This is a genomic window from Kitasatospora gansuensis, from assembly GCF_014203705.1.
Classification (GTDB): Bacteria; Actinomycetota; Actinomycetes; order Streptomycetales; family Streptomycetaceae; genus Kitasatospora; species Kitasatospora gansuensis.
Window position 1 is genome coordinate 5,287,135 of the sequence record NZ_JACHJR010000001.1, and the last position, 26,730, is coordinate 5,313,864.

The 26,730-nt window shown below is 72.8% G+C and carries 21 protein-coding genes, 3 tRNA genes and 1 pseudogene; 7 read left to right on the top strand and 18 right to left on the bottom strand.

Annotation, left to right across the window (positions count from 1 at the left end):
• Positions 1-87 precede the first annotated feature (87 nt).
• Positions 88-1,765, top strand: a pseudogene (locus tag F4556_RS23640) (chitinase).
• 54 nt (positions 1,766-1,819) lie between these two features.
• Here the strand turns inward: F4556_RS23640 and F4556_RS23645 are convergent.
• Positions 1,820-1,893 (bottom strand) — tRNA-Lys (locus F4556_RS23645).
• Between the two features lie 46 nt (positions 1,894-1,939).
• Positions 1,940-2,857: an NADP-dependent oxidoreductase gene (locus tag F4556_RS23650; RefSeq protein WP_184919314.1), complete on the bottom strand. Its 918-nt coding sequence runs from the start codon at positions 2,855-2,857 to the stop codon at positions 1,940-1,942.
• A 166-nt stretch (positions 2,858-3,023) separates the two neighbouring features.
• On the opposite strand from F4556_RS23650, the gene F4556_RS23655 reads away from it, so the two are divergent.
• The gene (locus F4556_RS23655) at positions 3,024-4,604 is read left to right on the top strand and encodes a Na+/H+ antiporter (RefSeq protein WP_184919315.1); all 1,581 of its coding nucleotides are present in this window, start codon (positions 3,024-3,026) and stop codon (positions 4,602-4,604) included.
• 210 nt (positions 4,605-4,814) lie between these two features.
• Entirely contained in the window at positions 4,815-6,467 is a 1,653-nt protein-coding gene (pgi, locus tag F4556_RS23660; protein ID WP_184919317.1) for a glucose-6-phosphate isomerase, read from the top strand.
• Positions 6,468-6,557: 90 nt separating this feature from the next.
• On the opposite strand, the gene F4556_RS23665 is transcribed toward pgi, so the two are convergent.
• The 6 genes from F4556_RS23665 to F4556_RS23690 all read right to left on the bottom strand — a co-directional run bounded on the left by F4556_RS23665 (position 6,558) and on the right by F4556_RS23690 (position 12,226).
• Positions 6,558-6,631, bottom strand: a tRNA-Lys gene (locus tag F4556_RS23665).
• A gap of 53 nt (positions 6,632-6,684) precedes the next feature.
• Positions 6,685-7,224: a bifunctional DNA primase/polymerase gene (locus F4556_RS23670; protein ID WP_184919319.1), complete on the bottom strand. Its 540-nt coding sequence runs from the start codon at positions 7,222-7,224 to the stop codon at positions 6,685-6,687.
• Positions 7,225-7,350: 126 nt separating this feature from the next.
• A complete protein-coding gene (locus tag F4556_RS23675; protein WP_184925066.1) occupies positions 7,351-7,668 on the bottom strand; it encodes a DUF8844 domain-containing protein in 318 nt (105 codons plus the stop codon).
• A 414-nt stretch (positions 7,669-8,082) separates the two neighbouring features.
• The gene (locus F4556_RS23680) at positions 8,083-9,453 is read right to left on the bottom strand and encodes a DEAD/DEAH box helicase family protein (RefSeq protein ID WP_184919321.1); all 1,371 of its coding nucleotides are present in this window, start codon (positions 9,451-9,453) and stop codon (positions 8,083-8,085) included.
• 8 nt (positions 9,454-9,461) lie between these two features.
• Entirely contained in the window at positions 9,462-11,036 is a 1,575-nt protein-coding gene (locus F4556_RS23685; protein WP_184919324.1) for a hypothetical protein, read from the bottom strand.
• Positions 11,033-12,226 (bottom strand): hypothetical protein, encoded by a 1,194-nt coding sequence (locus tag F4556_RS23690; protein ID WP_184919326.1) that lies wholly within the window; start codon positions 12,224-12,226, stop codon positions 11,033-11,035. Before F4556_RS23690 ends, F4556_RS23685 begins: the two co-directional genes overlap by 4 nt.
• Before the next feature lie 162 nt (positions 12,227-12,388).
• Here F4556_RS23690 and F4556_RS23695 point away from each other — a divergent pair, with 162 nt between their 5' ends.
• On the top strand, positions 12,389-13,036 hold the full coding sequence (locus F4556_RS23695) for a histidine phosphatase family protein (protein WP_184919328.1): 648 nt from the start codon (positions 12,389-12,391) through the stop codon (positions 13,034-13,036).
• Positions 13,037-13,187: 151 nt separating this feature from the next.
• Here the strand turns inward: F4556_RS23695 and F4556_RS23700 are convergent, their stop codons facing one another.
• Positions 13,188-14,549, bottom strand: a complete 1,362-nt coding sequence (locus F4556_RS23700; RefSeq protein ID WP_184919330.1) for an NsdA family TPR-like regulatory protein — start codon at positions 14,547-14,549, stop codon at positions 13,188-13,190.
• Between the two features lie 343 nt (positions 14,550-14,892).
• On the opposite strand from F4556_RS23700, the gene F4556_RS23705 reads away from it, so the two are divergent.
• Both F4556_RS23705 and F4556_RS23710 read left to right on the top strand, forming a co-directional pair.
• Entirely contained in the window at positions 14,893-15,312 is a 420-nt protein-coding gene (locus tag F4556_RS23705) for a hypothetical protein (protein WP_221503682.1), read from the top strand.
• Positions 15,313-15,396: 84 nt separating this feature from the next.
• A complete protein-coding gene (locus tag F4556_RS23710) occupies positions 15,397-16,320 on the top strand; it encodes a spermidine synthase (protein ID WP_376775743.1) in 924 nt (307 codons plus the stop codon).
• 37 nt (positions 16,321-16,357) lie between these two features.
• Here the strand turns inward: F4556_RS23710 and F4556_RS23715 are convergent, their stop codons facing one another.
• The 5 genes from F4556_RS23715 to F4556_RS23735 all read right to left on the bottom strand — a co-directional run bounded on the left by F4556_RS23715 (position 16,358) and on the right by F4556_RS23735 (position 21,971).
• Positions 16,358-17,128, bottom strand: a complete 771-nt coding sequence (locus F4556_RS23715; RefSeq protein WP_184919334.1) for a hypothetical protein — start codon at positions 17,126-17,128, stop codon at positions 16,358-16,360.
• Between the two features lie 46 nt (positions 17,129-17,174).
• On the bottom strand, positions 17,175-18,614 hold the full coding sequence (locus tag F4556_RS23720) for a GH1 family beta-glucosidase (RefSeq protein ID WP_184919336.1): 1,440 nt from the start codon (positions 18,612-18,614) through the stop codon (positions 17,175-17,177).
• 42 nt (positions 18,615-18,656) lie between these two features.
• A complete protein-coding gene (locus F4556_RS23725; protein WP_184919338.1) occupies positions 18,657-19,571 on the bottom strand; it encodes a carbohydrate ABC transporter permease in 915 nt (304 codons plus the stop codon).
• Positions 19,572-19,574: 3 nt separating this feature from the next.
• Positions 19,575-20,513 carry a carbohydrate ABC transporter permease gene (locus tag F4556_RS23730; protein ID WP_313068546.1) on the bottom strand — a complete coding sequence of 313 codons (939 nt, stop codon included), beginning with the start codon at positions 20,511-20,513 and terminating at the stop codon, positions 19,575-19,577.
• Positions 20,514-20,642: 129 nt separating this feature from the next.
• Positions 20,643-21,971 (bottom strand): ABC transporter substrate-binding protein, encoded by a 1,329-nt coding sequence (locus tag F4556_RS23735; protein ID WP_184919340.1) that lies wholly within the window; start codon positions 21,969-21,971, stop codon positions 20,643-20,645.
• A 263-nt stretch (positions 21,972-22,234) separates the two neighbouring features.
• Between F4556_RS23735 and F4556_RS23740 the strand changes: the two genes are divergently transcribed.
• A complete protein-coding gene (locus F4556_RS23740; protein ID WP_246511076.1) occupies positions 22,235-23,380 on the top strand; it encodes a LacI family DNA-binding transcriptional regulator in 1,146 nt (381 codons plus the stop codon).
• A gap of 69 nt (positions 23,381-23,449) precedes the next feature.
• Here F4556_RS23740 and F4556_RS23745 read toward each other — a convergent pair whose 3' ends face one another.
• The 4 genes from F4556_RS23745 to F4556_RS23760 form a co-directional block, all read right to left on the bottom strand.
• Positions 23,450-23,896: a DUF4442 domain-containing protein gene (locus F4556_RS23745; RefSeq protein WP_184919342.1), complete on the bottom strand. Its 447-nt coding sequence runs from the start codon at positions 23,894-23,896 to the stop codon at positions 23,450-23,452.
• 138 nt (positions 23,897-24,034) lie between these two features.
• Positions 24,035-24,110: transfer RNA gene (locus tag F4556_RS23750), tRNA-His, on the bottom strand.
• Positions 24,111-24,209: 99 nt separating this feature from the next.
• On the bottom strand, positions 24,210-24,812 hold the full coding sequence (orn, locus tag F4556_RS23755) for an oligoribonuclease (protein WP_184919345.1): 603 nt from the start codon (positions 24,810-24,812) through the stop codon (positions 24,210-24,212).
• A 4-nt stretch (positions 24,813-24,816) separates the two neighbouring features.
• Complete coding sequence (locus F4556_RS23760; protein ID WP_221504433.1) at positions 24,817-26,301, bottom strand: helix-turn-helix domain-containing protein; 1,485 nt, start codon at positions 26,299-26,301, stop codon at positions 24,817-24,819.
• Positions 26,302-26,730: the final 429 nt, after the last annotated feature.

The window sequence follows — 26,730 nt, forward strand, 5'->3', positions numbered from 1 at the left end:
GTCCAGTCCAATCTGGTTTCCCCGCACCGTGCCTTCCCCAGAGGCGAGTTGGACAACCCCCACAGATCGAGGCAGGAGCATCCCCACATGCGAACTCCCCGAACCACCAGAAGGGTGGTCGCCGCCGCGACCGCCTGGAGCACGGCCGCGGCAGGTGCCGTCGCGCTCAGCTTCACCCTGGCGCCGACCGCGAGCGCCGGCGAGTTCCTCAGCAACGGCGGCTTCGAGACCGGCAGCGTCTCCCCGTGGAGCTGCACCGGCGGGCTAGGCAGCGTCACCGGCCAGTCCAGGAGCGGCGGTTACGCCCTCGCGGCGGCCGCCAGCGCGAGCGACAACGCCAAGTGCAGCCAGACCGTCACGGTCAAGCCGAGCACCACGTACCAGCTGACCGGCTGGGTCAAGGGCGCGTACGTCTACCTGGGTGTGGACGGCGGCACCAGCACCTGGACCCCGGGCACCGGCGGCGCCTTCCAGAAGCTCTCGGTCAGCTTCACCACCACCGCCTCGCAGACCAGCGCCACCGTGTACACCCACGGCTGGTACGGGCAGGGCACCTACTACGCCGACGACCTCTCGCTGGACGGCCCCGGCGGGCCGAGCCCCTCGCCGAGCTTCACCGTGATCACCGACCCGCCGCCTTCGCCGTCGGTCTCCGCCTTCGCCGTCGGTCTCCGCCTCGCCGTCCGCCTCCGCGTCGGCCTCGCCGTCCCCGTCCCCCTCGGTCTCGACCCCGCCGCCGAACGGTCTGCCCGCGCACGCGTTGGTCGGCTACCTGCACGCCAGCTTCGCCAACGGCGCCGGCTACACCAAGGTCGCCGACATCCCGGACTCCTGGGACGTCATCAACCTCTCGTTCGGCGAGCCGACCTCGGTGACCTCGGGCGACATCCGGTTCAACCGCTGCCCGGCCACCGAGTGCGCCGGGGTGGAGTCGGACGCCGACTTCAAGGCGGCGATCGCGGCCAAGCAGGCCAAGGGCAAGAAGGTGCTGATCTCGATCGGCGGCCAGAACGGGCAGGTCCAGCTCACCACCACGGCCGCCCGGGACACCTTCGTCAGCTCGGTCTCGGCGATCATCGACAAGTGGGGCCTGAACGGCCTGGACATCGACTTCGAGGGCCACTCGCTGTCGCTGAACACCGGCGACACCGACTTCAAGAACCCGACCTCGCCGGTGGTGGTCAACCTGATCTCGGCGCTGAAGACGCTCAAGGCCAAGTACGGCCAGAACTTCGTGCTGACCATGGCGCCGGAGACCTTCTTCGTCCAGCTCGGCTACCAGTACTACGGCTCGGGCCCCTGGGGCGGCCAGGACCCGCGCGCGGGCGCCTACCTGCCGGTGATCCACGCGATGCGCAACGACCTCACCCTGCTGCACGTCCAGGACTACAACTCCGGCTCGATCATGGGCCTGGACAACCAGTACCACTCGATGGGCGGCGCCGACTTCCACGTCGCGATGACCGACATGCTGCTCAAGGGCTTCCCGGTGGCGGGCAACACCGCCAACATGTTCCCCCCGCTGGCCGCCTCGCAGCTCGCCATCGGCATGCCGGCCACCACCAACGCCGGTAACGGCTACGTCGGCCCGGCCGAGGTGAACAAGGCGCTGGACTGCCTGACCAAGCTCACCAACTGCGGCACGTACGTCCCGCGCAGCGGGGCCCAGCCCAACCTGCGCGGCCTGATGACCTGGTCGATCAACTGGGACCAGTACAACGGCACCCGGGAGTTCTCGAAGAACTTCGACAGCTACTGGCCGTGAGCCGGTGAACGACGGAAGGCCCTCCACCGAGGTGGAGGGCCTTCCGACTGTCTGTGCGCCGCCAGGGACTCGAACCCCGGACCCGCTGATTAAGAGTCAGCTGCTCTAACCAACTGAGCTAGCGGCGCCTGCTGACGAAGAGAACATTACCTGGTCAGCAGCGGAAAGCAGAAATCAGTCCGCCCAGGGGGTGATGACCGCCTTGCCCCGGACGTGTCCGTCCTCCACCAGCCGGTGGGCCTCGGCCGCCCGCGCCAGCGGGAAGGTCGCGGCGATCTCCAGCCGGAGCGCGCCGGACTCCCAGACCTCGGTCAGCTCGGCCAGCCGGGCGGCGGTGCGCGGGCCGCGCAGGGCGGTCAGGCCGAGCCGCTGGGCGCCGGCGTAGTCGACGATGGTGCCGATCCGCGCCTGGTCGGGGACCAGCTCGACCGAGACCTCCAGCGCGCCCCGCCCGGCCGCGTCCAGCGCGGCGTCCACCCCGTCCGGCGCCAGCTCGCGGACCCGGTCGGCCAGGCCCTCGCCGTACGTGACCGGGATCGCGCCGAGCTCGCGCAGGTAGGCGTGGTTGCGCTCGCTCGCGGTGCCGATCACGGTGGCGCCCCAGGCCCGGGCCAGCTGGACGGCGACCGTGCCGACCCCGCCCGAGGCGCCGTGGATCAGCACCGTGTCGCCCCGGCCGACCTTCAGCTCGGTCAGCGCGACGTGCGCGGTCTGCGCGGAGGCGGAGAACGAACCCGCCTCGGCCCAGCTCATCCCGGCGGGCTTGGGCACCAGCTGGGCGCCGTCCACCGCGACGTGCTGGGCGTGGCAGTTCAGCAGCCGGAAGCCGAGCACCTCGTCGCCCACCTCCCAGCCGAAGCTGCCGGGGCCGAGCTGCTCGACCACCCCGGCGAACTCGTTGCCCGGGACCGCCGGGTACGTGATCTCCGCGCCCGGCGGCGACCAGCCGGACCGGACGGCGGTGTCGGCCGGCTGGATGCCGGCCGCCAGCACCCGGACCAGCACCTCGCCCGGGCCGGGCACGGGCACCGGCAGCTCCCCCACGTACAGCACCTCGGGGCCACCGGGTTCGTTGAACATCGACGCCAGCATGGGACCGCTCCTCTTGGCTCTCGGCTTCTTCCGTCCACTCTGGATGTTCAAGCGCGCTTGAAGTCAAGTACCCGACGGCGAGCCGGAGCGTGGCCTGGCGCATTGTCAGATTTATCCTGGCCCGAGGGATCGTCAGAATCGTTCAGAACCGAGAGGACCTCACTCCGTGGGCCAGCTGTCACTGCTCTTCCTGGTGCTGCTCGCCTCGGTGGTGACCATCCCGATGGCCCGGCTCACCCGGGTGCCGCAACCGGTGCTGATGACCGCGATCGGGATGCTGTTCGCCTGGCTGCCGCAGGTGCCGGACGTGACCATCGACCCCGAGCTGATCCTGCCGCTGGTGCTGCCACCGCTGATCTTCGCGGTGGCCCGGCGCTCCTCGGTCCGATACTTCCGGGCCAACATCCGCTCGATCCTGCTGCTCGCGGTCGGCCTGGTGATCGTCACCACCACGGTGGTGGCCGGGGTCTTCCACTGGCTGGTGCCCACCCTCCCGCTGGCCGCCGCCGTCGCCCTCGGTGCGCTGGTCTCGCCGCCCGACCCGGTCGCGGCCGTCGCGGTGGCGGGCAGCGTCGGACTGCCCCGGCGGCTGGTCGCGGTGCTGGAGAGCGAGGGCCTGTTCAACGACGTGACCGCGATCGTCATCTACTCGGTGGCCGTCCAGGCGGTGGTGACCGGGGACTTCTCGGCGGGCGGCGCGGCGCTGCGGTTCGTGCTCTCGGCGGTGCTCGCGGTGGTGATCGGGGTCGCGCTGGGCTGGCTGAACGCGAAGCTGGCCGGCCTGCTGGACGACCCGACCCAGCAGGTCGCGCTCAACCTGCTGGTGCCGTTCGCCGCGTACGTGCTGGCCGAGGAGGTGCACGGCTCGGGTGTGCTGGCCGTGGTGGTCTGCGCGCTCTACCTGGCCGACCGGGCCGCCGACGCCGACGACGTGGCGTACCGGCTGGTCGGCAACGCCTTCTGGGAGATCGTCGAGATCCTGATCACCGGGGTCGCGTTCGGGCTGATCGGCCTGGAGCTGGCGCCGCTGCTGGCGGAGGTGAAGGACCGCTGGCACGGCATGGTCGGCGACGCGGCCTGGGTGATCGGCGCCCTGGTGCTGGTCCGGCTGCTCTGGCTGCTGCCGGCCGCCTGGATCTCCAAGCGGGTCAGCCGGGCGGACGAGGACACCCCGATCAGCTGGCGGGAGACGCTGGTGCTCTGGTGGTCCGGGATGCGCGGGGTGGCCACCGTCGCGCTGGCGCTCGGCATCCCGCTCACCATCGACGGCGGTGCGTCCTTCCCCGGCCGGGAGGAGATCGTGGTGGTCGCCTTCGCGGTGGTGCTGTTCACCCTGCTGGTCCAGGGTCTGACGCTGCCTCTGGTGGTCCGGCTGCTCGGCCTCGGCGGCGCGGCGGACGCGCACGAGGAGGCGGTCAAGCGGATGTGGTGGCGGGCCGCCAAGGCCGGACTGACCCGGCTCGGCGAGCTGGAGGACGAGCGCGACCTGCAGCCCGAGGTGGTCGAGCGGCTGCGGGAGCGTCAGCACGACCGGCTGGCCAGGCTCTGCCCGGAGAAGTACGCCGAGGAGGAGGCGCAGGAGGCCAGGGAGCGGTTCGTCCAGTGGCAGGCCGCCGCCGACATCGAGCAGGAGATGATCGCCGCCTCCCGCCGCGAGGTGCTGGCCGCCCGGGGCGAGCCAGGCGGCGATCCGGAGATCGCCGACCAGGTGATGCGCAAGCTCGACCTGCGCTCCCGGCGGGTCTGAGCTGGTCAGGTGACCTGCGGGTGTGGAACCGGCGAAGTGTCCGTGACCGCAGGTGGCGGCGCGGGTGACGGCCCGCCAGGACGCGTAGGCTGGCCCGGGCAGGCCGTCAACGGAGTCGGCGCACCCCACCCTGTACTACCGCCGGACCTCGCGTCACCCTCCCGCTGGGCCTGCCGGTAATCACCACCGGATGACTTCGAGGAGCAACCGATGACGGCGCTGAACCGTACCCCCCTGGACCGGCTGCCGCAGTGGACGGCACTGGCCAAGCACCGGGAGGAGTTCGGTGACACCCACCTGCGCGAGCTGTTCGCGGCCGACTCCGGCCGCGGCGCCGACTACACGCTGCGGGTCGGCGACCTGCTGGTGGACTACTCCAAGCAGCTGGTGACCGACCAGACCCTGGGCCTGCTGCGGGAGTTGGCGGCCGCCACCGGCGTCGCCGAGCTGCGCGACGCGATGTTCCGCGGCGAGAAGATCAACATCACCGAGGACCGGGCCGTCCTGCACACCGCCCTGCGCGCCCCGCGCGGCGCGGTGGTCGAGGTGGACGGCGAGAACGTGGTGCCCGCCGTGCACGCGGTGCTCGACAAGATGGCGGCCTTCGCCGACCGGGTCCGCTCCGGCGCGTGGACCGGGCAGACCGGCAAGCGGATCAGGAACATCGTCAATATCGGCATCGGCGGCTCCGACCTCGGCCCCGCGATGGCGTACGAGGTGCTCCGCTCCTACGCGCAGCGCGACCTGACGGTCCGTTTCGTCTCCAACGTGGACGGCGCCGACCTGCACGAGGCGGTCCGCGACCTGGACGCCGCCGAGACGCTGTTCATCGTCGCCTCCAAGACCTTCACCACGATCGAGACCATCACCAACGCCACCTCGGCGCGGGAGTGGCTGCTCGGCGAGCTGGGGGCCGGTCAGGAGGCGGTCGCCAAGCACTTCGTGGCGCTCTCCACCAACGAGGCCGGCGTCGCCGACTTCGGCATCGACGTGGCCAACATGTTCGAGTTCTGGGACTGGGTCGGCGGCCGCTACTCGTACGACTCCGCGATCGGCCTCTCGCTGATGATCGCGATCGGCCCGGACCACTTCCGCGAGATGCTGGACGGCTTCCACCTGGTCGACGAGCACTTCCGCACCGCGCCCGCCGAGGAGAACGTCCCGCTGCTGCTCGGCCTGCTGGGCGTCTGGTACGGCGCGTTCTTCGACGCCCAGGCGCACGCGGTGCTGCCGTACTCGCACTACCTGGCGCGCTTCACCGCCTACCTCCAGCAGCTCGACATGGAGTCCAACGGCAAGTCGGTCGACCGGGACGGCAATCCGGTGGCGTGGCAGACCGGCCCGGTGGTCTGGGGCACCCCCGGCACCAACGGCCAGCACGCGTACTACCAGCTGCTGCACCAGGGCACCAAGGTGATCCCGGCCGATTTCATCGGCTTCGCGAAGCCGGTCGCCGAGCTGAGCCCGGCGCTGGCCGCGCAGCACGACCTGCTGATGGCCAACTTCTTCGCCCAGACCCAGGCGCTGGCCTTCGGCAAGACCGCCGAGGAGGTCGCCGCCGAGGGCGTGCCCGCCGAGCTGGTCCCGCACAAGACCTTCCAGGGCAACCACCCGACCACCACCGTGCTGGCCGCCGAGCTCACCCCGTCGGTGCTCGGTCAGCTGGTCGCGCTGTACGAGCACAAGGTGTTCGTCCAGGGCGCGGTGTGGAACATCGACTCCTTCGACCAGTGGGGCGTCGAGCTCGGCAAGGTGCTGGCCAAGCGGATCGAGCCGGTGCTGCTGACCGGTGAGGGCACCGCCGCGCTGGACAGCTCGACCGCCGCGCTGGTGGCGAACTACCGCTCGCTGCGCGGGCGCTGACCCGTCGGTGGCCCCCGCTCCGGCGGGGGTCACCCGGCCGGGGAACGCAGGAAGGCCCCCACCGTGAGGTGGGGGCCTTCCTGGTGTCTGTGCGCCGCCAGGGACTCGAACCCCGGACCCGCTGATTAAGAGTCAGCTGCTCTAACCAACTGAGCTAGCGGCGCCTGTCTGACGTGGAAAACATTAGCAGCGTGGTCGGGCGGAACCAAAATCGGTTTCAGGCTTCCGAAACCTCGGGCTGCGTTTTGGCCCGGGAGGCCCGGACGCAGGCCCAGAGCACCGTGGCGGCGCCCGGCAGCCAGGGCTCCCGGGAGTCCGGTGCGACGATCCAGCGGCCGGCGCCCTGGCCCGGCGAGACCGGGGCGTCCACCATCCGCTGGATCGGTGGCACGGTCACCGCGTCGCCCTGCCCGTGGCAGAGCAGCGGCGGCACCTCGCGGGCCCACTCCTCCCAGGCCAGCAGGGTACGCAGCCGGGGCGCCGCGCCCGGCTGGACGAACAGCAGGGTCCGGCCCCGGAAGGAGGCGACCGGGCCGCAGCCCGGCCCGGAGGCCCAGAGCTCGTCCAGCACGGCGCGCCCGAACACGGCCGGCATGCTGATCACGTCGAAGACCCGCCCGCAGGGCAGGACGGTCGGCGCCCACGGGCGTGACTCCCAGAGGGCGCGCATACTGCGCGGGTACTCACTCGCGGAGGCCAGCCAGGACTCCCCGGCCACGGTGACGTACTCCACGGATTGATACGTCCAGATGTCCACGGGCAGCAGACTGGCCCGGTCGGGGCGGGCTGCGCCGGGAAAGTCGGGTTCGGCGGACAACGGGCGGGGGAGGGGCGTACCCTTCCCGCCTGCATATGCCAGAGGCGTGTCGGCGGGTGCGGCGGCTCAGTGCTCGCCGCTGTGCTGCTGCCGGATCAGCGTGTGGCCGTACTCGACCATCCGGGCCGCGTAGTCCGGCGTCCAGTCGATCCGGGCGGCGATCTCGGCGGGCGAGAGCGCGTCGAACCGGCGGGTGTCGGCGAGCTGGGCGGCGGCGATCGCCTGGAAGTCGGCGGCCCGCTCGGCGGCGACCCGGAAGGCCAGGGTCAACTCGGTGGCGCGGCGGAGCAGTTCGGCCGGGTCGTCGATCGACTCCAGGTCGAAGAACCGTTCCTCCTCGGGCTCCTCGGCGGGCGGCTCGAACAGCAGCTGGGCCGGCCGCAGGCGGCGCGGCGGCGGGGTCTCGGCCGTGGTGGGCGGGGTGCTGCTCGGCTCGCCAGCGGAGGGGCCGGCCTGCGCCGGGAGCGGCGCCACGGCTTCGCGGTCGACCGGCTGGGCGGACACCGGCGGATGGCGGTCGGGCATGGGGGGACACCTCCGAGGTGGCGGGTGAGGGGACTGCCGTCCATTGTCGCGCGGGAACGGCCGGTAACGGAACGGTGCGCGTGCGGGCGCTATTCCCCCGGCGCGCGCCCCCTAGGCCCTGCGTCGGTTGGGGGGCGGCGTCGCGTCGCCGGGGCACGCACCTCGCCGGCTTCTCGTCAGTCGCCGATGCTCCGCATGGACTCCCTCCTCGGCACCGCCGAGGCACGCACCCCAACGCCGCTCCTTCACCCACCCCCCAACCGACGCAGGGCCTTAGCGCAGCTGCACCCGGTGTTCGTTCAGCTGGGCGAGCACCGCGTGGTTGGCCTCCCAGCCATCCGGGAACTTCATCGTCACCCCGAGCTGGACCGGCTCGGTCGCCGGGTGCTCGTCCAGCAGCTCGGGGATGCCGGCCCTGGCCACCACGATGCAGGCGTGCCGGTGCCGGGAGGCGAGGACGCAGAGCCGCCCGGTCTCCAGGTGGAAGGCGGTGGCGTCCGGGCGGCCGGAGAGCGGGTGCAGCACGACGGTGACGTCGTACTCGCGGCCCTGCAGCCGGTTCGCGGTGTCCACGGTGACCGCGGGGCCGACCGAGCCGTCCACCGGCACGCCGAGCCGCAGCAGCGCGGCCCGGACGGCGGCCGCCTGGTCCCGGTGGGCGGTGCCGACCGCGATCCGGTCGGCGGTCAGCGGGGTGCTGCCCTGCTCCGAGTGCGCGGTCAGCCCCCGGGTGAGCAACCGGTGCACGGTGGCGGCGGTGGCGGCCACCGCCTGCGGATCCGTCCGGACGGTGTGCCGGGCGGGCAGCTCCAGCAGCGCCCAGCCGTGCTCGGCCGCCTCGTCGATCGCGGCGTCCAGCGCGGAGCCGTCCGGGGCGGTGCCGGTGGTCAGCCGCCGGTCGTCGGGCCCGGTGCCGGAGCGGAACGGGGTGTACGGGTAGAAGGCGGCCGAGATCAGCGGCGCGGCGGAGTACGGCAGCCGCCAGGAGACCGGCAGGCGGTGCGGCCGGATTTCCGGGTTGTGCGCGAGCAGGGTGACCACCGCGCTGCTGGACGGGTCGTAGGACAGGCCCGCCCACTGGTCGGTGCCGACCACCGTGAACGGGTCCAGCTGGCCCGGGTCGCCGACGAACAGGGCCCGGTCGAACAGCCCGGCCACGGCGAGCAGCGCGTCCGAGCGCATCTGGTACGCCTCGTCCACGATCGCGTGCCGCCAGCGCGCCTCGGTCTTGACCCACTGCCACTTGGCCGCCGTGGAGATCACCACGTCCTGCTCCAGCAGGTCGCCGACCTTGGCGGCGGCGGTGACGTTGGCGTACCGGGACAGCTCGGCGGCGGGCTTGCCATCGGAGGCGTGCAGCCGGCCGATCGTCAGATCGGGACCCTTCTCGGCCAGCCGGCCGACCAGGTCGTCCACCTGACTGTTCGTCTGGGCCACGATCATCAGCTTCTCGCCGCCCGCCACCAGCTCCCGGGCGGCCCGCACCACCAGGGTCGACTTGCCCGCGCCCGGCGGCGAGTCGACCACCACCCCGCGCGGCGCCCCCGGGGCGGGGTGGACGGTGGCGGCCAGGATCGCGGCCACGGCGGAGTCGGCGGCGGCACCGGGGTGCTCGGGGGCCGGGCTGGTCTGACTGATGGTCATGCCGGTGGTCATTCCCACTCTTCGGTGGCGGTAGGCGAACGATCGCTGCCGCCGGGCGGTCCGCCGTGCGTCCACGGCGTGTCGTCCGGCTCGGGGAGCGGGGCGGACTGGCGGGGCGTCAGCTCGAACAGGGTCAGCACGATCCGCTCCCCGGGCTCCGGCAGGCTGCCCGGCTCCGGCTCCTTCTTCCGGCCCATCCCGTTCAGCACCCGGACGGTGACGGTGCCCGCGGCCTGGTCCGACCCGACGATCACCGCCTCCTGGGCCGAGCTGTGGTTGGCCCGGTACACCTTGCGGCCCGGGTCGGCGTGCGGGCGGTCGGTGGTCCGGATCACCAGCAGCGGGCGGGGCTTGGGGGAGCGGCCCGAGGTGTCGTACTCCGGGACCACCTCGGTGACCACCCCGGCGAACGCCTCGCCGGACAGCCGGTGCCCGGCCATCGCCAGCGGGTCGTCCAGCGCCTCCTGGACGTCCAGCCGGGCCTGCTCGCGCTCGCGCTGGGCCAGTTTGCGGGCGGCGGTGACCGCGTCGTCCTGCTTGGGCTGCGGCGGCTCGCCGGCCGCCAGCCGGTCGCGGTGGCCGGTGTAGGACCAGCGGTCGCCCTCCCAGCGCTCGGCCAGGTGGGCGGCCGGGGGGAGGGTGCGGAGCAGGTCGAGGCCGCGCCAGACGTCCTGCCAGGTGGGCAGCAGCACCCGGAGCAGCGCGGCGTGCAGCTCCTCGGCGGTCTGCTTGACCCGGAGCCTGGCCGGGTCGTCCTGGGCGGCGGCCAGCGCGGCGAGCGCCGTGTCGTGCCGGGTGATCGCCGGGGCCAGCACCCGGGCGTCGAAGGCCGGGTCGGTGGCCGGGCCCGCCGGTGGGTGCAGCAACTGGCCGGCGGCGTCCCGCTCGGTCTCCACCCGGGTGGCCAGCTCGGCCCCGCCGACGCCGGACGGCGGTTCGTGCCAGGCGAGTTGGGCACCGAGGTGCTGGTCCTCCAGGTGGCTCTGACCGGTCGCCCAGTGCCGGGCCAGCAGCCCGGTCATCGGCAGCAGCAGACTGGATCCCGGGACCTGGGCCCGCTCGGTCAGATGCGTCAGCCAGCGGCCCAGCAGCGGCACCCTGGTCGGTGCCGGGTAGGGCCCCGGATCCGGGTCCTCGGCGGTGCGGCGGAACCGGGTGGACCGGCCGAGCAGCGCCAGGTGCTGGACCGAGCCGCTGTTCGGCACGATCAACTGCGGGGCGTCGGCGCAGAGTTCGCGGAAGGTCTGGGTCTTCTCGCCGGTCTCCGGATCCTTCTCGGTGCGCTCGATCTGCTCGACCTCGGCGCCGTACGACTCCAGGTAGGGCACCAACTCGGCGGCGAAGTCGGCCAGGAACTCGAAGCGCTGACCGCGGTTCAGCGGCTGCGGCACCAGGTGCAGCCGGGGCGCATCCCGCTCGGTGCCGAGCAGCACCGCGAGCGGGGCACCGGCCTCACCGGCGGCGGCCAGCGGGATCAGCACCATCGGCCGGTCGGACAGGTGCCGGTGCCGGACGGTGGCCAGCGGCTCGGCGTGCCCGCTGCGGACCGCCTCCAGCCGGGCCAGCGTCGAGAGCAGGCTCACTGGTCGGCTCCCGGGGCTTCTGCTGCGAGTGCCTCGGCGCGCAGGGCGGCCGCGTACGACAGGCGGGCGGCGGCCTCCTGGTCGGCCTGCGGGGCCTGGTCGGTGGCGGCCGCCAGGGCAGCGGTGACCGTCCGGAGGCTGCCCAACTCGCCCCGGACGCCCCGGCCGAGCTGCTCCACCGCGTCCGCGCAGCGGGCCTGTGCCCGGCAGTGGAAGCCCAGCTCGCAGGTGGAGAGGCAGTCCGGACTGTAGGCGGCCGGAACGGCGGCGACGGACTCGGTCAGCTCGGCCACCGGACGGGTCGGCACCCCGGCCTGATCCGGCGCCAGATCGAAGCTGGTACCGACCGGGAGGGCGTCGAGCAGCTGCTCGATCCCGGTCAGCCGGGCCAGCTGCCGACGGGTGGTGGCCAGCTCGCGGCGGACGTCCACCACGGTGGCGGTCGGCCGGTTGGAGAAGTCCCTCGGGCAGACCAGCAGCACGCTCAGCTCCGGGCTGCCGGGGAACTCGTCGGTGGCGTACGGGGACTGATCGGCCGTCGTACCGGCCAGCCCGGCCGCCGTCTCCTGCAGCGCCAGCACGTACACCGCGGCCTGCCGGGCGGCCGCCCCGACCTTGGCCGGGTCGGCCGAACCGTCGATGATCGGGAAGGACTTGATCTCCACCACCGTGCAGCGGCCGCCGTGCACCACCACCGCGTCCGGCTCCAGGTAGGCCGGGCTGCCCGCCACGGTGAGCCGGAACATCGGGTGGTCGAGCAGCGTCCAGCGCCCGGGATCGGCGGCGGCCTCGGCCAGCGCCTGGGCCGTCCGCTCGGCCCGGGTCGCGGGGGCCGAGCGCGGCAGCAAGCCGGGCACGGCCAGCTCGACGCCCTCGGGCGGCGCGCCGAGCAGCCGGCGGAGCGGCTCCAGCAGCGCCGCGTAGCCGTCGTCCTTGAGGCGGGCCTCGAAGACGTTCCCCCGGGTGATCGCGAACGGGGACTGCCCGAACGGCGCCGGGTGCCCGAGCCGCTCGGCGACCGCCCCCTTGTCGACCCCCGCCGCGTCCAGCACCGCGCGACGGCGGCACCCCGGATTGGCGGCGAGCGCGGCCAGCGCCCGGGCGTCGAGGCTGCGCTGCGGCGCCGGGCCGCGCAGATCACGGAGCCGCCGCGCGACCGGCTCCGCCTGCCCGTAGGTCAAGACGTTCATGGTGCGGCCAAGTCTCGCACCCGGCACCGACAAACCACCCCGGAACGCGCTCCCCGGACCTTCCGGGGCCATCCGGACCCTGGACGGCCACGCCGGAGTACCCGGCCGGTGAGGGATCATGGGGAGGTCGAATCAGCACCCTTGTCTGCGAGGAGTTCGCTCATGCCCGCCCGTATCGTGCTTGTCCGGCATGGCGAGACCGCCTGGTCGGCCAGCGGCCAGCACACCGGCCGTACCGACATCCCGCTCACCGAGGAGGGCCGCAGGATGGCCCTGGCCCTCGGGGCCCGGCTGGCCAAGGCACCGTGGAACGGCCTGCCGGACGCCCTCGTCTACACCAGCCCGCTGTCCCGGGCCAAGGAGACCTGCGAGCTGGCCGGTTTCGGCGACCGGGCGGTCGAACGGGACGAACTGCTGGAGTGGGACTACGGCCAGTACGAGGGCCGCACCGGCCCCGACATCCGGGCCACCGACCACCCCGGTTGGCTGATCTGGCGGGACGGCGTCCCCGGCGGCGAGAAGCTCGCCGACGTGGCGGCGCGGGTGGACGCCTTCCTCGCGGAGCTCAACTCCGCACACGGGACGCCGGATCCGGACACCACCACCATGCACTGCGCCGACCGCGACGTGGTGCTGTTCGCGCACGGGCACCTGCTGCGGATCCTGACGGCGCGGTGGCTGGGGCTGCCGCCCGAGTTCGCGCAGCGGTTCAAGCTCGGGACGGCGGCGCTTTCGGTGCTGTCGTGGGAGTACGGGGCGCCGGCGGTGGAGATCTGGAACGACACCAGTCACCTTGTGCACTCTGACTAGGCATCTACGGTCAGGGGCTCGGGGAACTGCGAGGGTTCGTGGCTGGCGGGTATCACTGCGAAAGTGCCTGACCAGTTACGTACGTTGAACGCTCCTGAGGCTGGCGTCGCAGTTCCCCGAGCCCCTGGTTTCAGATGGCTGAGCGCCTGCGTCAGGCGGCGTCGTACGTGGTGAAGAACGCGGCGACCTCCGGGACGGTGCGGTGTGGGCGCAGCCGGTCTGCGGTGGTGGCGAGCATGCTGCGGATGCGGGCCGAGCGGACCTGGCCGAGCAGGGTGGCGGCGGCCGTGCCGTGGACCGCTGCGCCGGCCAGGTCGCCGAGGCCGAGGCGGTCGTGGGCGAGTTCGGCGGTGTAGAGGACCCGGTTGCGGACGAAGTGCGGTTCCTGCAGGGAGATCGCCCGGCTGACCCGGTCGGTGGCCCGGTCGAACTCGCCGAGGGCGGACCAGCACTGGGCCTCCAGGCCGGCGATCTCCGCCTCGCCGAAGAAGCTCATCCACTCCGGGTCGGCCTCCGACTCGCCGCGGTCGAAGAGGGTGTGGGCCCGGCCCAACGCCCGTTCGCAGGCGGCCCGGTCGCGCAGCAGCGCCCAGGCCCCGGCCTCCCGCATGACCAGCAGCGAGAGCAGCCGGTCGGAGTCCAGGTGCCGGGCCGCGGCCTGCCCGGCCTGGGCGGCCCGGAGGGCTTCCCTGGCCCGGCCCGCGTCCCGCGCCAGGAAGGCGCTGTTGGAGAAGACGTGCGCCTCCAGGGCCGCGTCGTTGGCCATCCGGGCGGTGGCGAGCGCCTCGGAGTAGAACGAGCGGGCGTCCGCCAGGCGGTTCGAGTCGTGGGCCAACCACCCGACCGAGATGGCCAGTTCGCCCGCCCCGGACTGCAGTCGGCGCTCGGTGGCGGCGCTGTACTCGCCGTCGTTGAGCATCACGTACGCGCCGCGCAGCGACTGCCCGGCCAGCTCGAACAGGGCGTCCGCGCCGTGCACGTCGTCCAGCAGCCGGATGTCGCGGACGGCCTGCTCGACCCCGAGCACCTCGGCCGCGCCGACCCGGCGCGGGGGCGGGACGGCCGGCGTCGCGGCCTGCGCGGGCAGGTCGAGGCCGAGCGCGGTCACCAGGGCGGTGGAACCGCCGTTCAGGAATGTACGGCGACGCACGTCGTCGTTCTCCTCGTCGGGATGGTACGAGTCGTCGAGCCGGTTCGGCCCGCCCGGCCCGAGCCTGGGGGCCGGGACCGACGGCGGGTCGGCCGCGCGGCGGCGGACCGCCGTACGCGGGGTGAACCCGAGCTCGGACAGGGAGCGGTCCGGCCACATGTGCCGGAACACCCGCTCGTAGGCGTAGTTGGGACAGCGGATCTCCCCGGCCTCCACCCGGCCGATGTAGCGGGCGTCGCAGGAGACGTGTTCGCCGATCTCCCGGGCGGCCCGGCGGATCGCCACCGCGAACTCGCCGGGGGAGAGGTCGCCGCGCAGGGCTCGCATGGCGGCGTTGGGGGTGAGGGGCCTCTTGGCTGCCATCTGGTGCGCTCCGAGCTGGTGCGTCGGGGGTCGGTCCGTGGTGCGTCCGTGATCGGTGGTGCCGGTGGCCCGGGCGGGCCTCGATCCAGCGCAGAGAGTACTCGCCGTCACGGACCGAACACGTCCGGTTGTGGGGTGATCTACGGTCAATTGGCATCAAATCGGGCGCTGTTGCCGAGATCCGCCATGAAATGCCATGCCTTGCTGTACGTCGCCCCGTGGCCTTTCGGGGCCGCCCGGCGTTGTCCTGATACGTGGAAGCCCACCGTCGTGCCCCCACCGATCCGGTCCTTCGATCGAGCGACTCCAGGCTTCCGACCTGACGAGGTGACAGGAGGGCCCCATGGCCACCGGACTTCCGCAGTACCGACGCATCGCGGCCGGGGCAGGCCGGAGCCTCCCCGGCCCGGCGCCGGCCCCGATCCCCGCCCAGGTGGGCTTCGACACCGTCACCGTCCCGGTCCGGCACGGCCTGGAGACGGTGGACATCCTCCGGCTCCGCCGGGCCTGCGGCACGGTGCACCAGACCGGCGGCGGATCGGCGATCGCATTCCTGGTCCCCGCCGGGGTCGCCGGGCAGTGGCACCTGCCCGGCACCAGCTGTACGGCGGGGGCCAAGCAGCTCCCCGCGACCGACCCGCGCTGGGTGATGCCGCCCGCCGGTCCGGCCGCCTCGGCCCGGGCGACCGACCCGTGGGTGCTCCGCTCGGCGCTCTGCGAGGCGGCCTGCACCCTGACGGCGAGCGGCCTCGGCCCGCTCTGACCTGCGCCCTCGTCCTGCCGCCGTCCCCCCGTCACCGCGCCGCCCGGGGCGGTCGGCCCGCCCAACCCGGCGATAATGGGCCCCATGGGACGCAGCAACCGGGCCGGTCGGGCTCGCACCGAGGCCGAGCCCGCCACGACGGCCCCCGCCGGGTCGCCCGGCGGCCGTACGCACGCACAGGGGTCGCTGGCCCGCCCGGTCGGCTCCGGCCTGGCCGAGCTGATCCCGGACCGTGACCGCCCCAGTGCTTGGACGCTGCTGCTCGACGGAGCTCCGCAGTCCCTGGTCGACCTGGCCGACCCGAGCCACCTGGGCTTCGAGTACCAGCGCCGCCTCGGCCACCTGATCGACCTCGCGGCCCCGCCCGGCAAGCCGATCACCGTGCTGCACCTGGGCGGTGGCGCCCTGACGCTGGCCCGCTACACCGCCGCGACCCGGCCGAGGTCCCGTCAGCAGGTCGCCGAGATCGACCCCGAGCTGACCGAACTGGTGCGCGCCGAACTGCCGTTGGAGCGCACCTGGCAGATCAAGGTGCGCGGTGCCGACGCGCGTGCGGTGCTCGAACGGACCCCCGAGGGCACCGTCGACCTGGTGATCGCCGACATCTTCTCGGGCGCCAGGACCCCGGCCCACTGCGCCACGACCGAGTTCGCCGCGCTGGCCGCCCGGGCGCTCGCCCCCGGTGGCCGGTACGCCGCGAACATCGCCGACGGCGGGACGCTGGGCTTCGCCCGCTCCCAGGTCGCCACCCTGCTGGCGGTTTTCCCGGAGGTCTGTCTGACGGCCGATCCGGCGGTGCTGCGGGGCAAGCGGTTCGGCAACCTGATCCTGACCGCCGCTCACCAGCCGTTGCCGCTGGACGAGTTGGGCCGCCGGGTGGCCTCCGACTCCTACCTCGGCCGGATCGAACACGGCCGCCCGTTGGCCGACTTCACCGCCGGCGCCGTCCCGGCCACCGACGCCACGGCGGCACCCTCCCCGGCGCCCCCGCCGGGCGTCTTCCGCTGACCCTGGCTCAACTGGCCCGACATCAGCTGACCCGACGTCAGTGCCCGCTGGGGATGCCCCGGTGCTTGTACATCGCCGCCCCGGTGAGCAGCAGTCCGGCCGCGATCGGGACCAGCACGGCGGTGAGCTTGCCCTCGGTCTCCACCGGCGCGGCGGTGGCCACCGTCGGCTCCGGCTGGACGGCCTCCCAACTGCCCTGCACCAGCTGGACGTCGGTGGCCCTGGCGACCGCCGCGGACCGGCCGGGAGCGGCGGTGGTGACCGCCGACGCCGACTCGGCCACCGTCGGGCGCAGCGCGGCGCCGACGGCCAACGGGGTGTCCGCCGGCGCCGTCTCGGCACCCCCGGTGGACCGGGAGGCCCTGGGCTCGCCGTCCCCCCGGGGCTGCGGCGGCACGGCGGGCAGCAGGACCGCCGCGATCGCGAAGGCGTCCGGCACCGTGGTGGCCTGGCCGGGCAGCGGCAGCCCGTCGGTCCTGATCCGGTCCTGCAGGGCGCGGGCCACCGAGGCGGTCTGCTGCTCCAGTACGGGCACCGTCGCCCCGGTCAGGCGGCCCAACAGCTCAGGGGCGTCGGCCTGGTTGACCAGGTCGGTGACGGCCGGGCCGTCACTGGCGTACGCGCTGGTCACCCCGAGGCCGATCCCCCAGACGTGGGCGAGCACCGCGCCGGCGGCGAGTGTCCGGGCCCGGGGGCGGGGCAGCCGTCCTCGGCCCCGCTCCCCTCGCTCCGGGCCCGGACGCTCCTGACACTCCGGGTCGCCGCTCGGGCCCTCGACTCGCGGCCGGGCCGCGTGATTTGCTCGCACGACAAGAGAGAACGACCGGTCGGGTGGTCAGGTCACGCCGCCGTCGTCACCCCTGTCCCGGCAGGGTTCCGGTACGGATCACCTCGGCGTACCAGCGGGCGCTGGCCTTCGGGGTGCGGGCCAGCGTGGCGTAGTCGACGTGCACGGCACCGAACCGCTTGGCGTACCCGTACGCCCACTCGAAGTTGTCCAGCAGCGACCAGAGGTAGTAGCCCCGGACGTCGGCCCCGGCCGCCACCGCGTCGGCCACCGCGGCCAGGTGGCCGTGCAGGTAGGCGATCCGGTCCTGGTCGTCCACGGTGCCGTCCGGACCGACGACGTCCTCGAAGGCGGCGCCGTTCTCGGTGACCAGCATCGGCAGCCCGGGGTGCGTCCGGTGCACGTCGAGCAGCAGGTCGGTCAGGCCGGTCGGGTCGATCGGCCAGTCCATCGCGGTGCGTTCGCCGGCGGCGAGGTGGAAGGCGACGTCCTCGGCGCCGGGCCAGGGCGACTGGTCGCCGCCGCCGTGGCCGTCGTGGCGGGGGAGGTCCTTGGCGTTCTCGGCGCTCGAAACCACGGTCGGGGTGTAGTAGTTGATGCCCAGCAGGTCGATGGGCCGGCCGATCTCGGCCTGGTCGCCGGGCTGGACCAGGGTGTCCCAGTCGACCAGGTGGGCGGTGTCGGCGAGCAGGTCGGCGGGGTAACCGCCGTTCAGCATCGGGCCGGTGAAGACCCGGTTGCCGACGGCGTCGATCCGGCGGGCGGCCGCCAGGTCGTCCGGGTGGTCGGTGAGCGGCCGGATCTGGTGCAGGTTGAGCGAGACGGCCAGCTGGGCGGTGCGCGGCAGGGCGGCGCGCAGGGCGCCGACCGCCAGGCCGTGGCCGAGGTTGAGGTGGTGGGCGGCCTTGAGCGCGTCGGCAGGGTCGGTCCGCCCCGGGGCGTGCACGCCGGAGCCGTAGCCGAGGAAGGCGCTGCACCAGGGCTCGTTCAGGGTGGTCCAGGTGGCGACCCGGTCGCCGAGCGCCTCGGCGGCGAGTGCGGCGTAGTCGGCGAACCGGTACGCGGTGTCCCGGGCCGGCCAGCCGCCGAGCTCCTCCAGGTGCTGGGGCAGGTCCCAGTGGTAGAGGGTGGCGACCGGGGTGATGCCGTGGGCCAGCAACTCGTCGGTCAGCGCCCGGTAGAAGTCCAGCCCGCTCTCGACGGCCGGGCCGCGCCCGGTCGGCTGGATCCGCGGCCAGGACAGCGAGAACCGGTAGGAGGTCAGGCCGAGTTCGGCCATCAGCCGGACGTCCTCGCGGAACCGGTGGAAGTGGTCGACGGCGATGTCGCCCGTGTCGCCGCCGGCCACCTTGCCCGGGGTGTGGCTGAAGGTGTCCCAGATCGACGGGGTGCGCCCGTTCTCGGTGACGGCACCCTCGATCTGGTAGGCGGCGGTGGCCGCGCCCCAGGCGAAGCCGGACGGGAAGGCCGGGCCGGTGTGGATGGTGCTCGGTTCGGTCACGGTCATTGCGGGAGCGCTCCCATGGTGAGTGTGGACGCTGACGTGTGATCAGCTCTTGACGGCACCGGCGGTGATGCCACCGACGATGTGCTTGCCGAGCACGGCGAAGATCAGCAGCAGCGGCAGGGTGCCGACCAGCGCACCGGTCATGATGACGGCCTGGTTGATGTCGTACGCGCTGCCGCCGCCGATCGCGGAGAGCGCGACCTGCACGGTCGGGTTCTGCTGGGTGAGCACCACGAAGGGCCAGAAGAAGTCGTTCCAGGACTGCACGAAGACCAGCATGCCCAGGACCGCCATGGCGGGACGGGCGATCGGGAAGACCACGTGCCAGATGATCCGCAGACTGTGCGCGCCGTCCACCCGGGCGGCCTCGATCAGCTCCACCGGCAGTGCCTCGGCCAGGAACTGCCGCATGAAGAACACCCCGAAGGCGGCCACCAGCGAGGGCAGGATCACCGACTGGAGCTGGTTGCCCCACTCCAGGTCGGTGATGATCTGGTACAGCGGGATGACGCTGAGCTGGGGCGGGATGGTCATGGTCGCCACCACCAGGGTGAGCAGGATGTTCCGCCCCCGGAACGGGAGTTTGGCGAAGGCGAAGCCGGCCAGCGTGGAGAACAGCACGGTGGAGAGCGACACAAGACCGGCCACGATGGTCGAGTTGAGCAGGGCCTGGCCCATCGCGGCCTGGTTCCAGACGGTGGAGATGTTGGTCCACAGCTCCCCGCCCGGCAGCAGCGGCGGCGGCGACTGGGCCACCCGCTCGCCGGTGTGACTGGCCGCCACGAAGGTCCAGTAGAGCGGGAAGAACGAGATCACGGCGGCCAGGCCGAGCAGCACGTACGTGACCGGGCCGGCCTTGTCGTGGTCGCCGGCCCCGGCCCGGAACCACCGCCGGGTGGCCACCGGCCGTGCGGTGCCCGGGACTTCGGCCGGTCGGGGCGTGGTCAGGGTGCTCATGGCTCAGCCTCCCAGCTTGGCGCGGTTGCGACGGGCGATCAGCAGATTGACCGCGCCGACCAGCAGCAGGATCAGCAGCATCGTCCAGGCCACCGCCGAGGCGCGGCCCAACTGACGGCTGGGCCAGCCGAGTTCGTACAGGTAGAGGCTCAGGGTCTGGTACTGGTGCGCGGAGCCGCCGCTCACCCCGACCCCGCCGCCGAACAGCATCGGCTCACCGAACAGCTGGGTGGCGCCGATGGTGGAGACGATGATGGTGAACAGGATGGTCGGCCGGATCGACGGGATGGTGATCCGGGTGAACTGCTGCCAGCGCGAGGCACCGTCCAGGCTCGCCGCCTCGTACAGGTCCTTCGGCACGGCCTGCATCGCGGCCAGGTAGATCAGCGCGTTGTAGCCGGTCCAACGCCAGGTCACGATGGAGGAGATGGCGATCTGGGAGGGCCAGGTGTCGGCGAACCAGTCGGTGCGCTCGACGCCCACCGCGGAGAGCGCCCAGTTGATCATCCCGTAGTCCGGGTTGTAGAGCTGGACGAACACCAGGGTGGCCGCGGCGATCGAGGTCGCGTACGGGGCGAGCACCGCCACCCGGAAGAAACCCCGGGCGCGCAGACGGTAGTTGAGCAGGTGGGCCAGGCCGAGGGCCATCAGCAGCTGCGGGACGGTGGAGAGCACCCCGATGGTGAAGGTGTTCCGGAGCGCGGTCCAGAACTGCTCACTGTCCCAGAGCCGGGTGTAGTTGCCCAGGCCGCGCCACTCCATGACGTCCGGCGTGAGCAGGTCGACCTGGTGCAGGGACAGCCAGCCCGTCCAGACCAGCGGGATCAGCCCGAAGGCGGCGAAGCAGAGGAAGAACGGGGCGATGTAGGCGTAGGGGGAGGCCTTCAGGTCGAGGCGGTAGAGGCGCGAACGCCAACTGGTGGGCGGGGCTGGGGTGGCCACGGGGTGTCCTCCCGGAAGGGCTGCTGATGGTGCCGCCCGGCCGATGCGTCGTCAGGCCTCGGCCGGGCGGGTACTGGGGTTGGTACGGCGGCAGTCGGCGGGGGGAGGCCGCCGACTGCCGTGAAAGCCTTAGCCGTTGACCTTGTCCGCGATGCCCTTGAGCACGGTCTGCCAGGCCTTGGCCGGGTCGGTGCCGTGCTCCTCGATGTCGAGGATGCCGTTGTCGGTGATGATGGTCTTGGCGGTGCCGTCGTCCGGGCCGATCTTGGCGGGCTTGATGGACGAGGCGGCGGCCGCGTAGATCTGGCCGGTCGGGGTGTCACCGAAGTAGTCCAGCTTGGCCGACTGCACGGCGGGCAGCTGGAGGCCGGCCGAGGTCGAGGGCAGGTTGCCGACCTTGGTGAAGACCTTGGCCTGCTGCTCCGGCGCGGTCAGCCAGGCGGCCAGCGCCGCGGCCGCCTTGGTGTGCTTGCCGGCCTTCGGGACGGTCAGGAAGGCGCCGCCCCAGTTGGCGGCGACCGGCGCCTTGGCGATGTCCCACTTGCCCTTGCCGGCCTCGCCGGACTGCTTGCTGACGATGCCGGTCATCCAGGACGGGCAGGCCACGGTGGCGAACTTCGCGTTGGCGAAGGCCGCTTCCCACGGCTTCTGGAACTGCCGCAGCCCGGCGCTGATCTTCGCCTGCGAGGCGGCGACCGAGAGGTCCCAGGCCTTCTTCACGGCCGCGCTGTCCTTGACGTTCAGCTTGCCGGAGGAGTCGGAGTACTGCTCGGACTCGCCGGAGATCACGGCGTTGAACAGGCCGCTCGCCGAGTCGGTGAAGAAGGTCCCGGCCGGGGCCTTGGCCTGGAACGCCTTGCCCTGCTCGATGAACTTGCCCCAGTCGCCGGCCCAGAGCTGGCCGACCGCCTCCCGGTCGGTCGGCAGGCCGGCCTGCTGGAACAGGTCCTTGCGGTAGCAGATCGCCATCGGGCCGATGTCGGTGCCGAGGCCGATCAGCTCGCCCTTGGCGGTGGTGGCCTGCGTGGACTTCCAGGGCAGCCAGGCGCCGGCGGTGATGCCCTCGGTCTTGCCGAGGTCGACGAACTTGTCGCCCAACTTGCTGGTCGCCTGGGCGATGTAGCCGACCTCGACGGCCTGGATGTCGGTCAGGCCGCTGCCCGCCGCCAGGTGGGTGGTCAGGGCGTCCCAGTACTTCTGGCCGTCCTGTGCGGTCTCGGCCTTGATGGTGATGTTCGGGTGGGCCGCCATGTACTCGGTGTAGAGCCCGGCCTCCTGGTAGCCGAAGGTGCCGAAGTCGCCGACGGTGAGGGTGATCTTCTCGTTGGTGTCCCCGCCCTTCGCGTCACCGGAGCCGGAACCGGAGCTGGAGCAGCTGGTGAGCAGCAGGGCGGTGGCGGCCACCGTGGCGGTGGCGAGGGCGGCAGCTCTGCGGGGGCGGGTGGTGCTGCGGCGCATGACGTTCTCCTTGGTCCGGGGTGGGGCAGGGGTGCTGTGTGCGCGGTGATTGGCCAGTAGAGTGTGGGAGCGCTCCCACGGAAGGCATGCCGGAAGGTTGCTCGGTCGCGGGGGTGAGTGTCAAGAGCAGAAGTCGGAACCGTTGCCGGAGTGTGTCCTGAGTGGCCTCCCGCCGGCCGTACGGACACCGGCCGGTCGGCCCACGCCCGAACCGGCCACAATGAGCGATGACGACCACGACGACCTGTCCCACGAGGTGAGCGATGAGCCAGACCGCACAGCGGCCGACGGGGCCGAACGGGCCGCAGAGGTCGCAGAACCCGCAGGGCTCGCAGGGCTCGCAGGGCTCGCAGGGAGAGCCGGGTGGTTCCGGCCGCGCCTCGACCCGGGTCCCCGCAGGGGCGGCGCGGCCGACCCTGGAGGAGGTGGCCGCGCTGGCGGGCGTCGGGCGCGGGACGGTCTCCCGGGTGGTGAACGGGTCGCCCCGGGTGAGCGAGAAGGCGCGGGAGGCGGTGAACGCCGCGATCGCCGAACTCGGCTACGTCCCGAACCGGGCCGCCCGCACCCTGGTCACCTCGCGGACCGATTCGATCGCGCTGGTGGTGCCCGAGGCGGAGACCCGGCTGTTCTCCGAGCCGTACTTCTCCGACATCATCAGCGGCGTCTCGGCCGAACTCGCCGAGACCGACATGCAGCTGCTGCTGATCCTGGTCCGCAACCAGCGCGAGCGGGAACGACTTTCGGCCTATCTGACCGCCCAACGGGTGGACGGCGTACTGCTGGTGTCGGTGCATCAGGACGATCCGCTGCCGAGCCTGCTGGAGAGCCTGGAGATTCCCTCGGTGCTGGCGGGGCGGCGGGGGGACCTGGAGCCGCTGAGCTACGTCCACGCGGACAACGCGGGCGGGGCCAGGATGGCCGTCCGGCACCTGCTGCGGCGCGGCTGCCAGGAGGTCGCGACCATCACCGGGCCGCTCGACATGGAGGGGGCCAGGGCCCGGCTGTCCGGGTACCGGCAGGCCCTGGAGGAGGCCGGGCGGCCGTACCGGGAGGAACTGGTGGGGCCGGGCGACTTCACCGAGGCGGGCGGACGGCTGGCGATGCGCGAGCTGCTGGAGCGCCGGCCCGGGCTGGACGCGGTGTTCTGCGCCTCGGACGTGATGGCGGCGGGCGCGCTGCAGGTGCTCCGGGCCGCCGGGCGGCGGGTGCCGGACGACGTGGCGGTGATCGGCTTCGACGACTCGATCGTGGCCCGGCACACCGACCCCCCGCTGACCAGCGTGCGGCAGCCGATCGAGGAGATGGGGCGGACGATGGCCCGGCTGCTGCTGGAGGAGATCGCCGAGCAGGGGCGGGCGCGGCGGCAGGTGGTGCTGGCCACCGAGCTGGTGGTGCGGGAGTCGGCGTAGGGCCGCCTGCGGGGCGGTGGGTTGGTGCGGGGCCCGGGGTGGCCGGACCCCGCACCGGGTGACCGCGCGTCAGGAGTTGGGGCGCAGGGTCCAGGTGATGGTCATCACGCCGGTGACGTCGCCGTCGGCGCGGGTGATGTCGACCGTGACGGTGAACTCCGGGCGCTCGCCCTTGTCCAGCTCGGCGACCACGTCGGCGGCCGGGCGGTCCAGGGTGGCGGTCGCGGTGACCACGCCCTTCGCCAGCTTCTTGTACGCGATCTCGGCCTTCACGGCGAGCGGCACGGCCCGGTGCAGCTGGTCGCCGAACGCGGCGAGCACGATGCAGCCGCTGGCCGACTCGGCCAGCGTGAACATCGCGCCGGCGTGCGGGCCGCCGACGTGGTTGTGGTACGCGGGCTGGTCCGGCAGCCGGAGCACCGCGCGCTCGGGACTGGTCTCCAGGTACTCGAGGTTGAGGGTGTGCGCCATCGGCACCGTGGAGTCGAGCAGCTGGCCGATCGAAGGTGTGGTCATGGAGGAGATGTTACTAGTGAGTAGGTTCCGGGGGTAGTGCCGCACCGGTGCGCTCGCCACGGCGGGCTGGACAGGCAGTGAGGGAACGCGAAAAGCCTTGAGGGCCCGATCTCCAGGAGATCAGGCCCTCAAGGCTGTTGGGGTGAGTAACGGGACTCGAACCCGCGGCCACCTGGACCACAACCAGGTGCTCTACCAACTGAGCTATACCCACCATCTGCCGGTGCGTTCCCGCTCCGACAGGAAGAACTCTACAGGATCGGAACGGGTGCTCGCGCCAGGATTTCGGCGACCGGAGGGAGGGGCTGGCTGGTCAGCTGGTCGGCAGCTGGTACTTGGCCGCGATGGCGCGAGCGGCGTCGGTGTCCGGACCCGGCTGGGCGACGAACACCGCCTCGCGGTAGTAGCGGAGTTCGGCGATGCTCTCCCGGATGTCCGCGAGGGCGCGGTGGCTGCCACCCTTCTGCGGGCTGTTGTAGTAGGCGCGCGGGAACCAGCGACGGGCCAGTTCCTTGATCGAGGAGACGTCCACGATGCGGTAGTGCAGGTGGCTTTCGAGCGCGGGCATGTCCCGGGAGAGGAAGCCGCGGTCGGTGGCCACCGAGTTGCCGCAGAGCGGCGTCTTGCCGGCCTCGGCCGCGTGCTCCCGGATGTAGGCGAGCACCCGCGCCTCCGCCTCGGCGAGCGTGACGCCGTTCGCCAGCTCGTCGAGCAGGCCGGAGGAGGTGTGCATCTGGCGCACCACGTCCGGCATGGTCTCCAGGGACTCGGCGGGTGGACGGATGATGACGTCCACGCCCTCCCCGAGGATGTTCAGTTCGGAGTCGGTCACCAGAGCGGCGACCTCGACCAGGGCGTCCCGGCCGAGGTCGAGCCCCGTCATTTCACAGTCGATCCATACCAGGCGGTCATTCACACACTCACCCTACGGCGCGATCACGGGAGCCGGACAGCTGTCGGCCCGTCCGTCCGTCCGTGGCTTCGCCCGCGGCGGTGTCCTGCGCCTTGCCGGAGGTGGCCGCGGCACCGCCGTGGCCCGGGCGGGGCGCGGACGCCGGTGCGCCGTCCGGACGGTGACCCTGGCCCAGATCACGGGCCGTCGGCTGGCCGTAGCCCTCCTCGGTCGCGGCGGCGTGCGCGTGCTCCACGGCGCGCTCGGCGGTGTTGGTGCTGGTGTGGCTGTCGGCGCCGGAGTGTCCGGGGTGCCCGGGGTGGGCGCCGCGGGCGGCCGGGCGGGCGGCGCCGCCGGACTGCGGGGGCACCAGTGGACGGACCGGACCCGCCGTCAGATGCGTCGCCCCGCCGGGAGCACCAGCGGACCGGTCGGCCGGGTGCGCCTGGGCCGGCACGGTCGGGTTCGGCCCGGTGGGCAGCGCCGGACCGGCGGTCGACTGGGGAGCCGGACGCCGGGCGCGGTAGCCCGTCCGGTACGCGGCGGGGGAGACCCCGAGCTGGCGGCGGAAGTGCCCGCGCAGCGCGACCGGGGAACGGAAGCCGCAGCGGCGCGCGACGTCGTCCACCGAGAGCTCGGACGCTTCCAGCAACCGCTGTGCCTGGAGCACCCGTTGGGTGATCAGCCACTGCAGCGGGGCGCTGCCCGTGAGGGTGCGGAACCGCCGGTCGAACGTACGGCGGCTCATGTAGGCGCGGGCGGCCAGGACCTCGACGTCGAACTGCTGGTTGAGGTTCTCCAGGGCCCAGGTCACGACCTCGGCGAGCGGGTCGTTGCCGATCTCCTCAGGTAAAGACTGATCGATGTACTGGGCCTGACCGCCGCCGCTGCGCCGGCTCGGCACCACGAGGCGGCGGGCCAGCGCGTTGGCGGCCTCGGCGCCGTGGTCGCTGCGGACCACGTGCAGGCAGAGGTCGATGCCCGCGGCCGTACCGGCCGAGGTGAGGACGTCGCCGTCGTCGACGAACAGCTCGCGCGGATCGACGTGCACCTTGGGGTAGCGCTTGGCCAGGGTCGGCGCGTACATCCAGTGGGTGGTGGCCGGGCGGCCGTCCAGCAGGCCGGCCGCGGCGAGCACGAACGCGCCGGTGCAGAGGCCGATGATCCGGGCCCCCTCGTGGTGGGCCTTGCGCAGCGCGGCGATCGCCTCCGGCGGAGGGGGCTGCGAGATCGACCGCCAGGCCGGGACCACGATGGTGCCGGCCCGGGCGAGCGTCTCCAGGCCGTACGGCGCGGTGAGGGTCAGCCCGCCGGTGGTCGCCAGCGGGCCGTCCTCGCCCGCGCAGACCAGCAGGCGGTAGCGCGGTACGCCGGCGTCCTGGCGGTCGACGCCGAAGACCGAGAGCGGGATCGAGCTCTCGAAGATCGGGGCGCCACCGAAGATCAGCACGGCCACCGTCTCGCGACGGCGTCGGCCGGAGAGCTTGCGCGGTGTGGTGGCGTGGCCGAGCAGGGCGGAGTTCGACGCCGCGGAGGAGGCCGGGGCCGGGAGGGTGGCCGTCGCCGAACCGGCGGCGAACTGGCCCTGGGTCACTTGCCCGGCACCGGTGCTGTTCTGACTGACCGCCAGGCTGGCGGAAGAAGAGATTCCGCGTCGGGGCGTGGAGTTGGCGGACTGCTGGTGCTGCTGCTGTCCGGCCGGGTGGCCCGCTTGGTGTCCGGCGGGATGCCCGGCCTGCTGCCCGGGCTGATATCCGAGGGGTGGGGCGGAGGAGTGGCCCTGGTGCTGATGTGACTGGTGGGGCGCGTTGTCTCTCGAAGCGCGGTTCGTGAAGCCGGCCGACGACTGGCCGCCGTCAGGACCCGTGTCGCTCCTGCTCACCCTGCTCAAGGCGCTCCAGCCCCCTCGGTGGTGTGTGTGGTGGTGCCGTGGTGCCGAACT

Coding starts and splice junctions, on each gene's coding strand:
- F4556_RS23650 (WP_184919314.1), bottom strand. CDS start 2,857: ATGCTGGCGTCGATGTTCAACGAACCCGGTGGCCCCGAGGTGCTGTAC.
- pgi (WP_184919317.1), top strand. CDS start 4,815: ATGACGGCGCTGAACCGTACCCCCCTGGACCGGCTGCCGCAGTGGACG.
- F4556_RS23680 (WP_184919321.1), bottom strand. CDS start 9,453: ATGACCATCAGTCAGACCAGCCCGGCCCCCGAGCACCCCGGTGCCGCC.
- F4556_RS23690 (WP_184919326.1), bottom strand. CDS start 12,226: ATGAACGTCTTGACCTACGGGCAGGCGGAGCCGGTCGCGCGGCGGCTC.
- F4556_RS23695 (WP_184919328.1), top strand. CDS start 12,389: ATGCCCGCCCGTATCGTGCTTGTCCGGCATGGCGAGACCGCCTGGTCG.
- F4556_RS23700 (WP_184919330.1), bottom strand. CDS start 14,549: ATGGCAGCCAAGAGGCCCCTCACCCCCAACGCCGCCATGCGAGCCCTG.
- F4556_RS23705 (WP_221503682.1), top strand. CDS start 14,893: ATGGCCACCGGACTTCCGCAGTACCGACGCATCGCGGCCGGGGCAGGC.
- F4556_RS23710 (WP_376775743.1), top strand. CDS start 15,397: ATGGGACGCAGCAACCGGGCCGGTCGGGCTCGCACCGAGGCCGAGCCC.
- F4556_RS23720 (WP_184919336.1), bottom strand. CDS start 18,614: ATGACCGTGACCGAACCGAGCACCATCCACACCGGCCCGGCCTTCCCG.
- F4556_RS23725 (WP_184919338.1), bottom strand. CDS start 19,571: ATGAGCACCCTGACCACGCCCCGACCGGCCGAAGTCCCGGGCACCGCA.
- F4556_RS23735 (WP_184919340.1), bottom strand. CDS start 21,971: ATGCGCCGCAGCACCACCCGCCCCCGCAGAGCTGCCGCCCTCGCCACC.
- F4556_RS23740 (WP_246511076.1), top strand. CDS start 22,235: ATGAGCCAGACCGCACAGCGGCCGACGGGGCCGAACGGGCCGCAGAGG.
- F4556_RS23745 (WP_184919342.1), bottom strand. CDS start 23,896: ATGACCACACCTTCGATCGGCCAGCTGCTCGACTCCACGGTGCCGATG.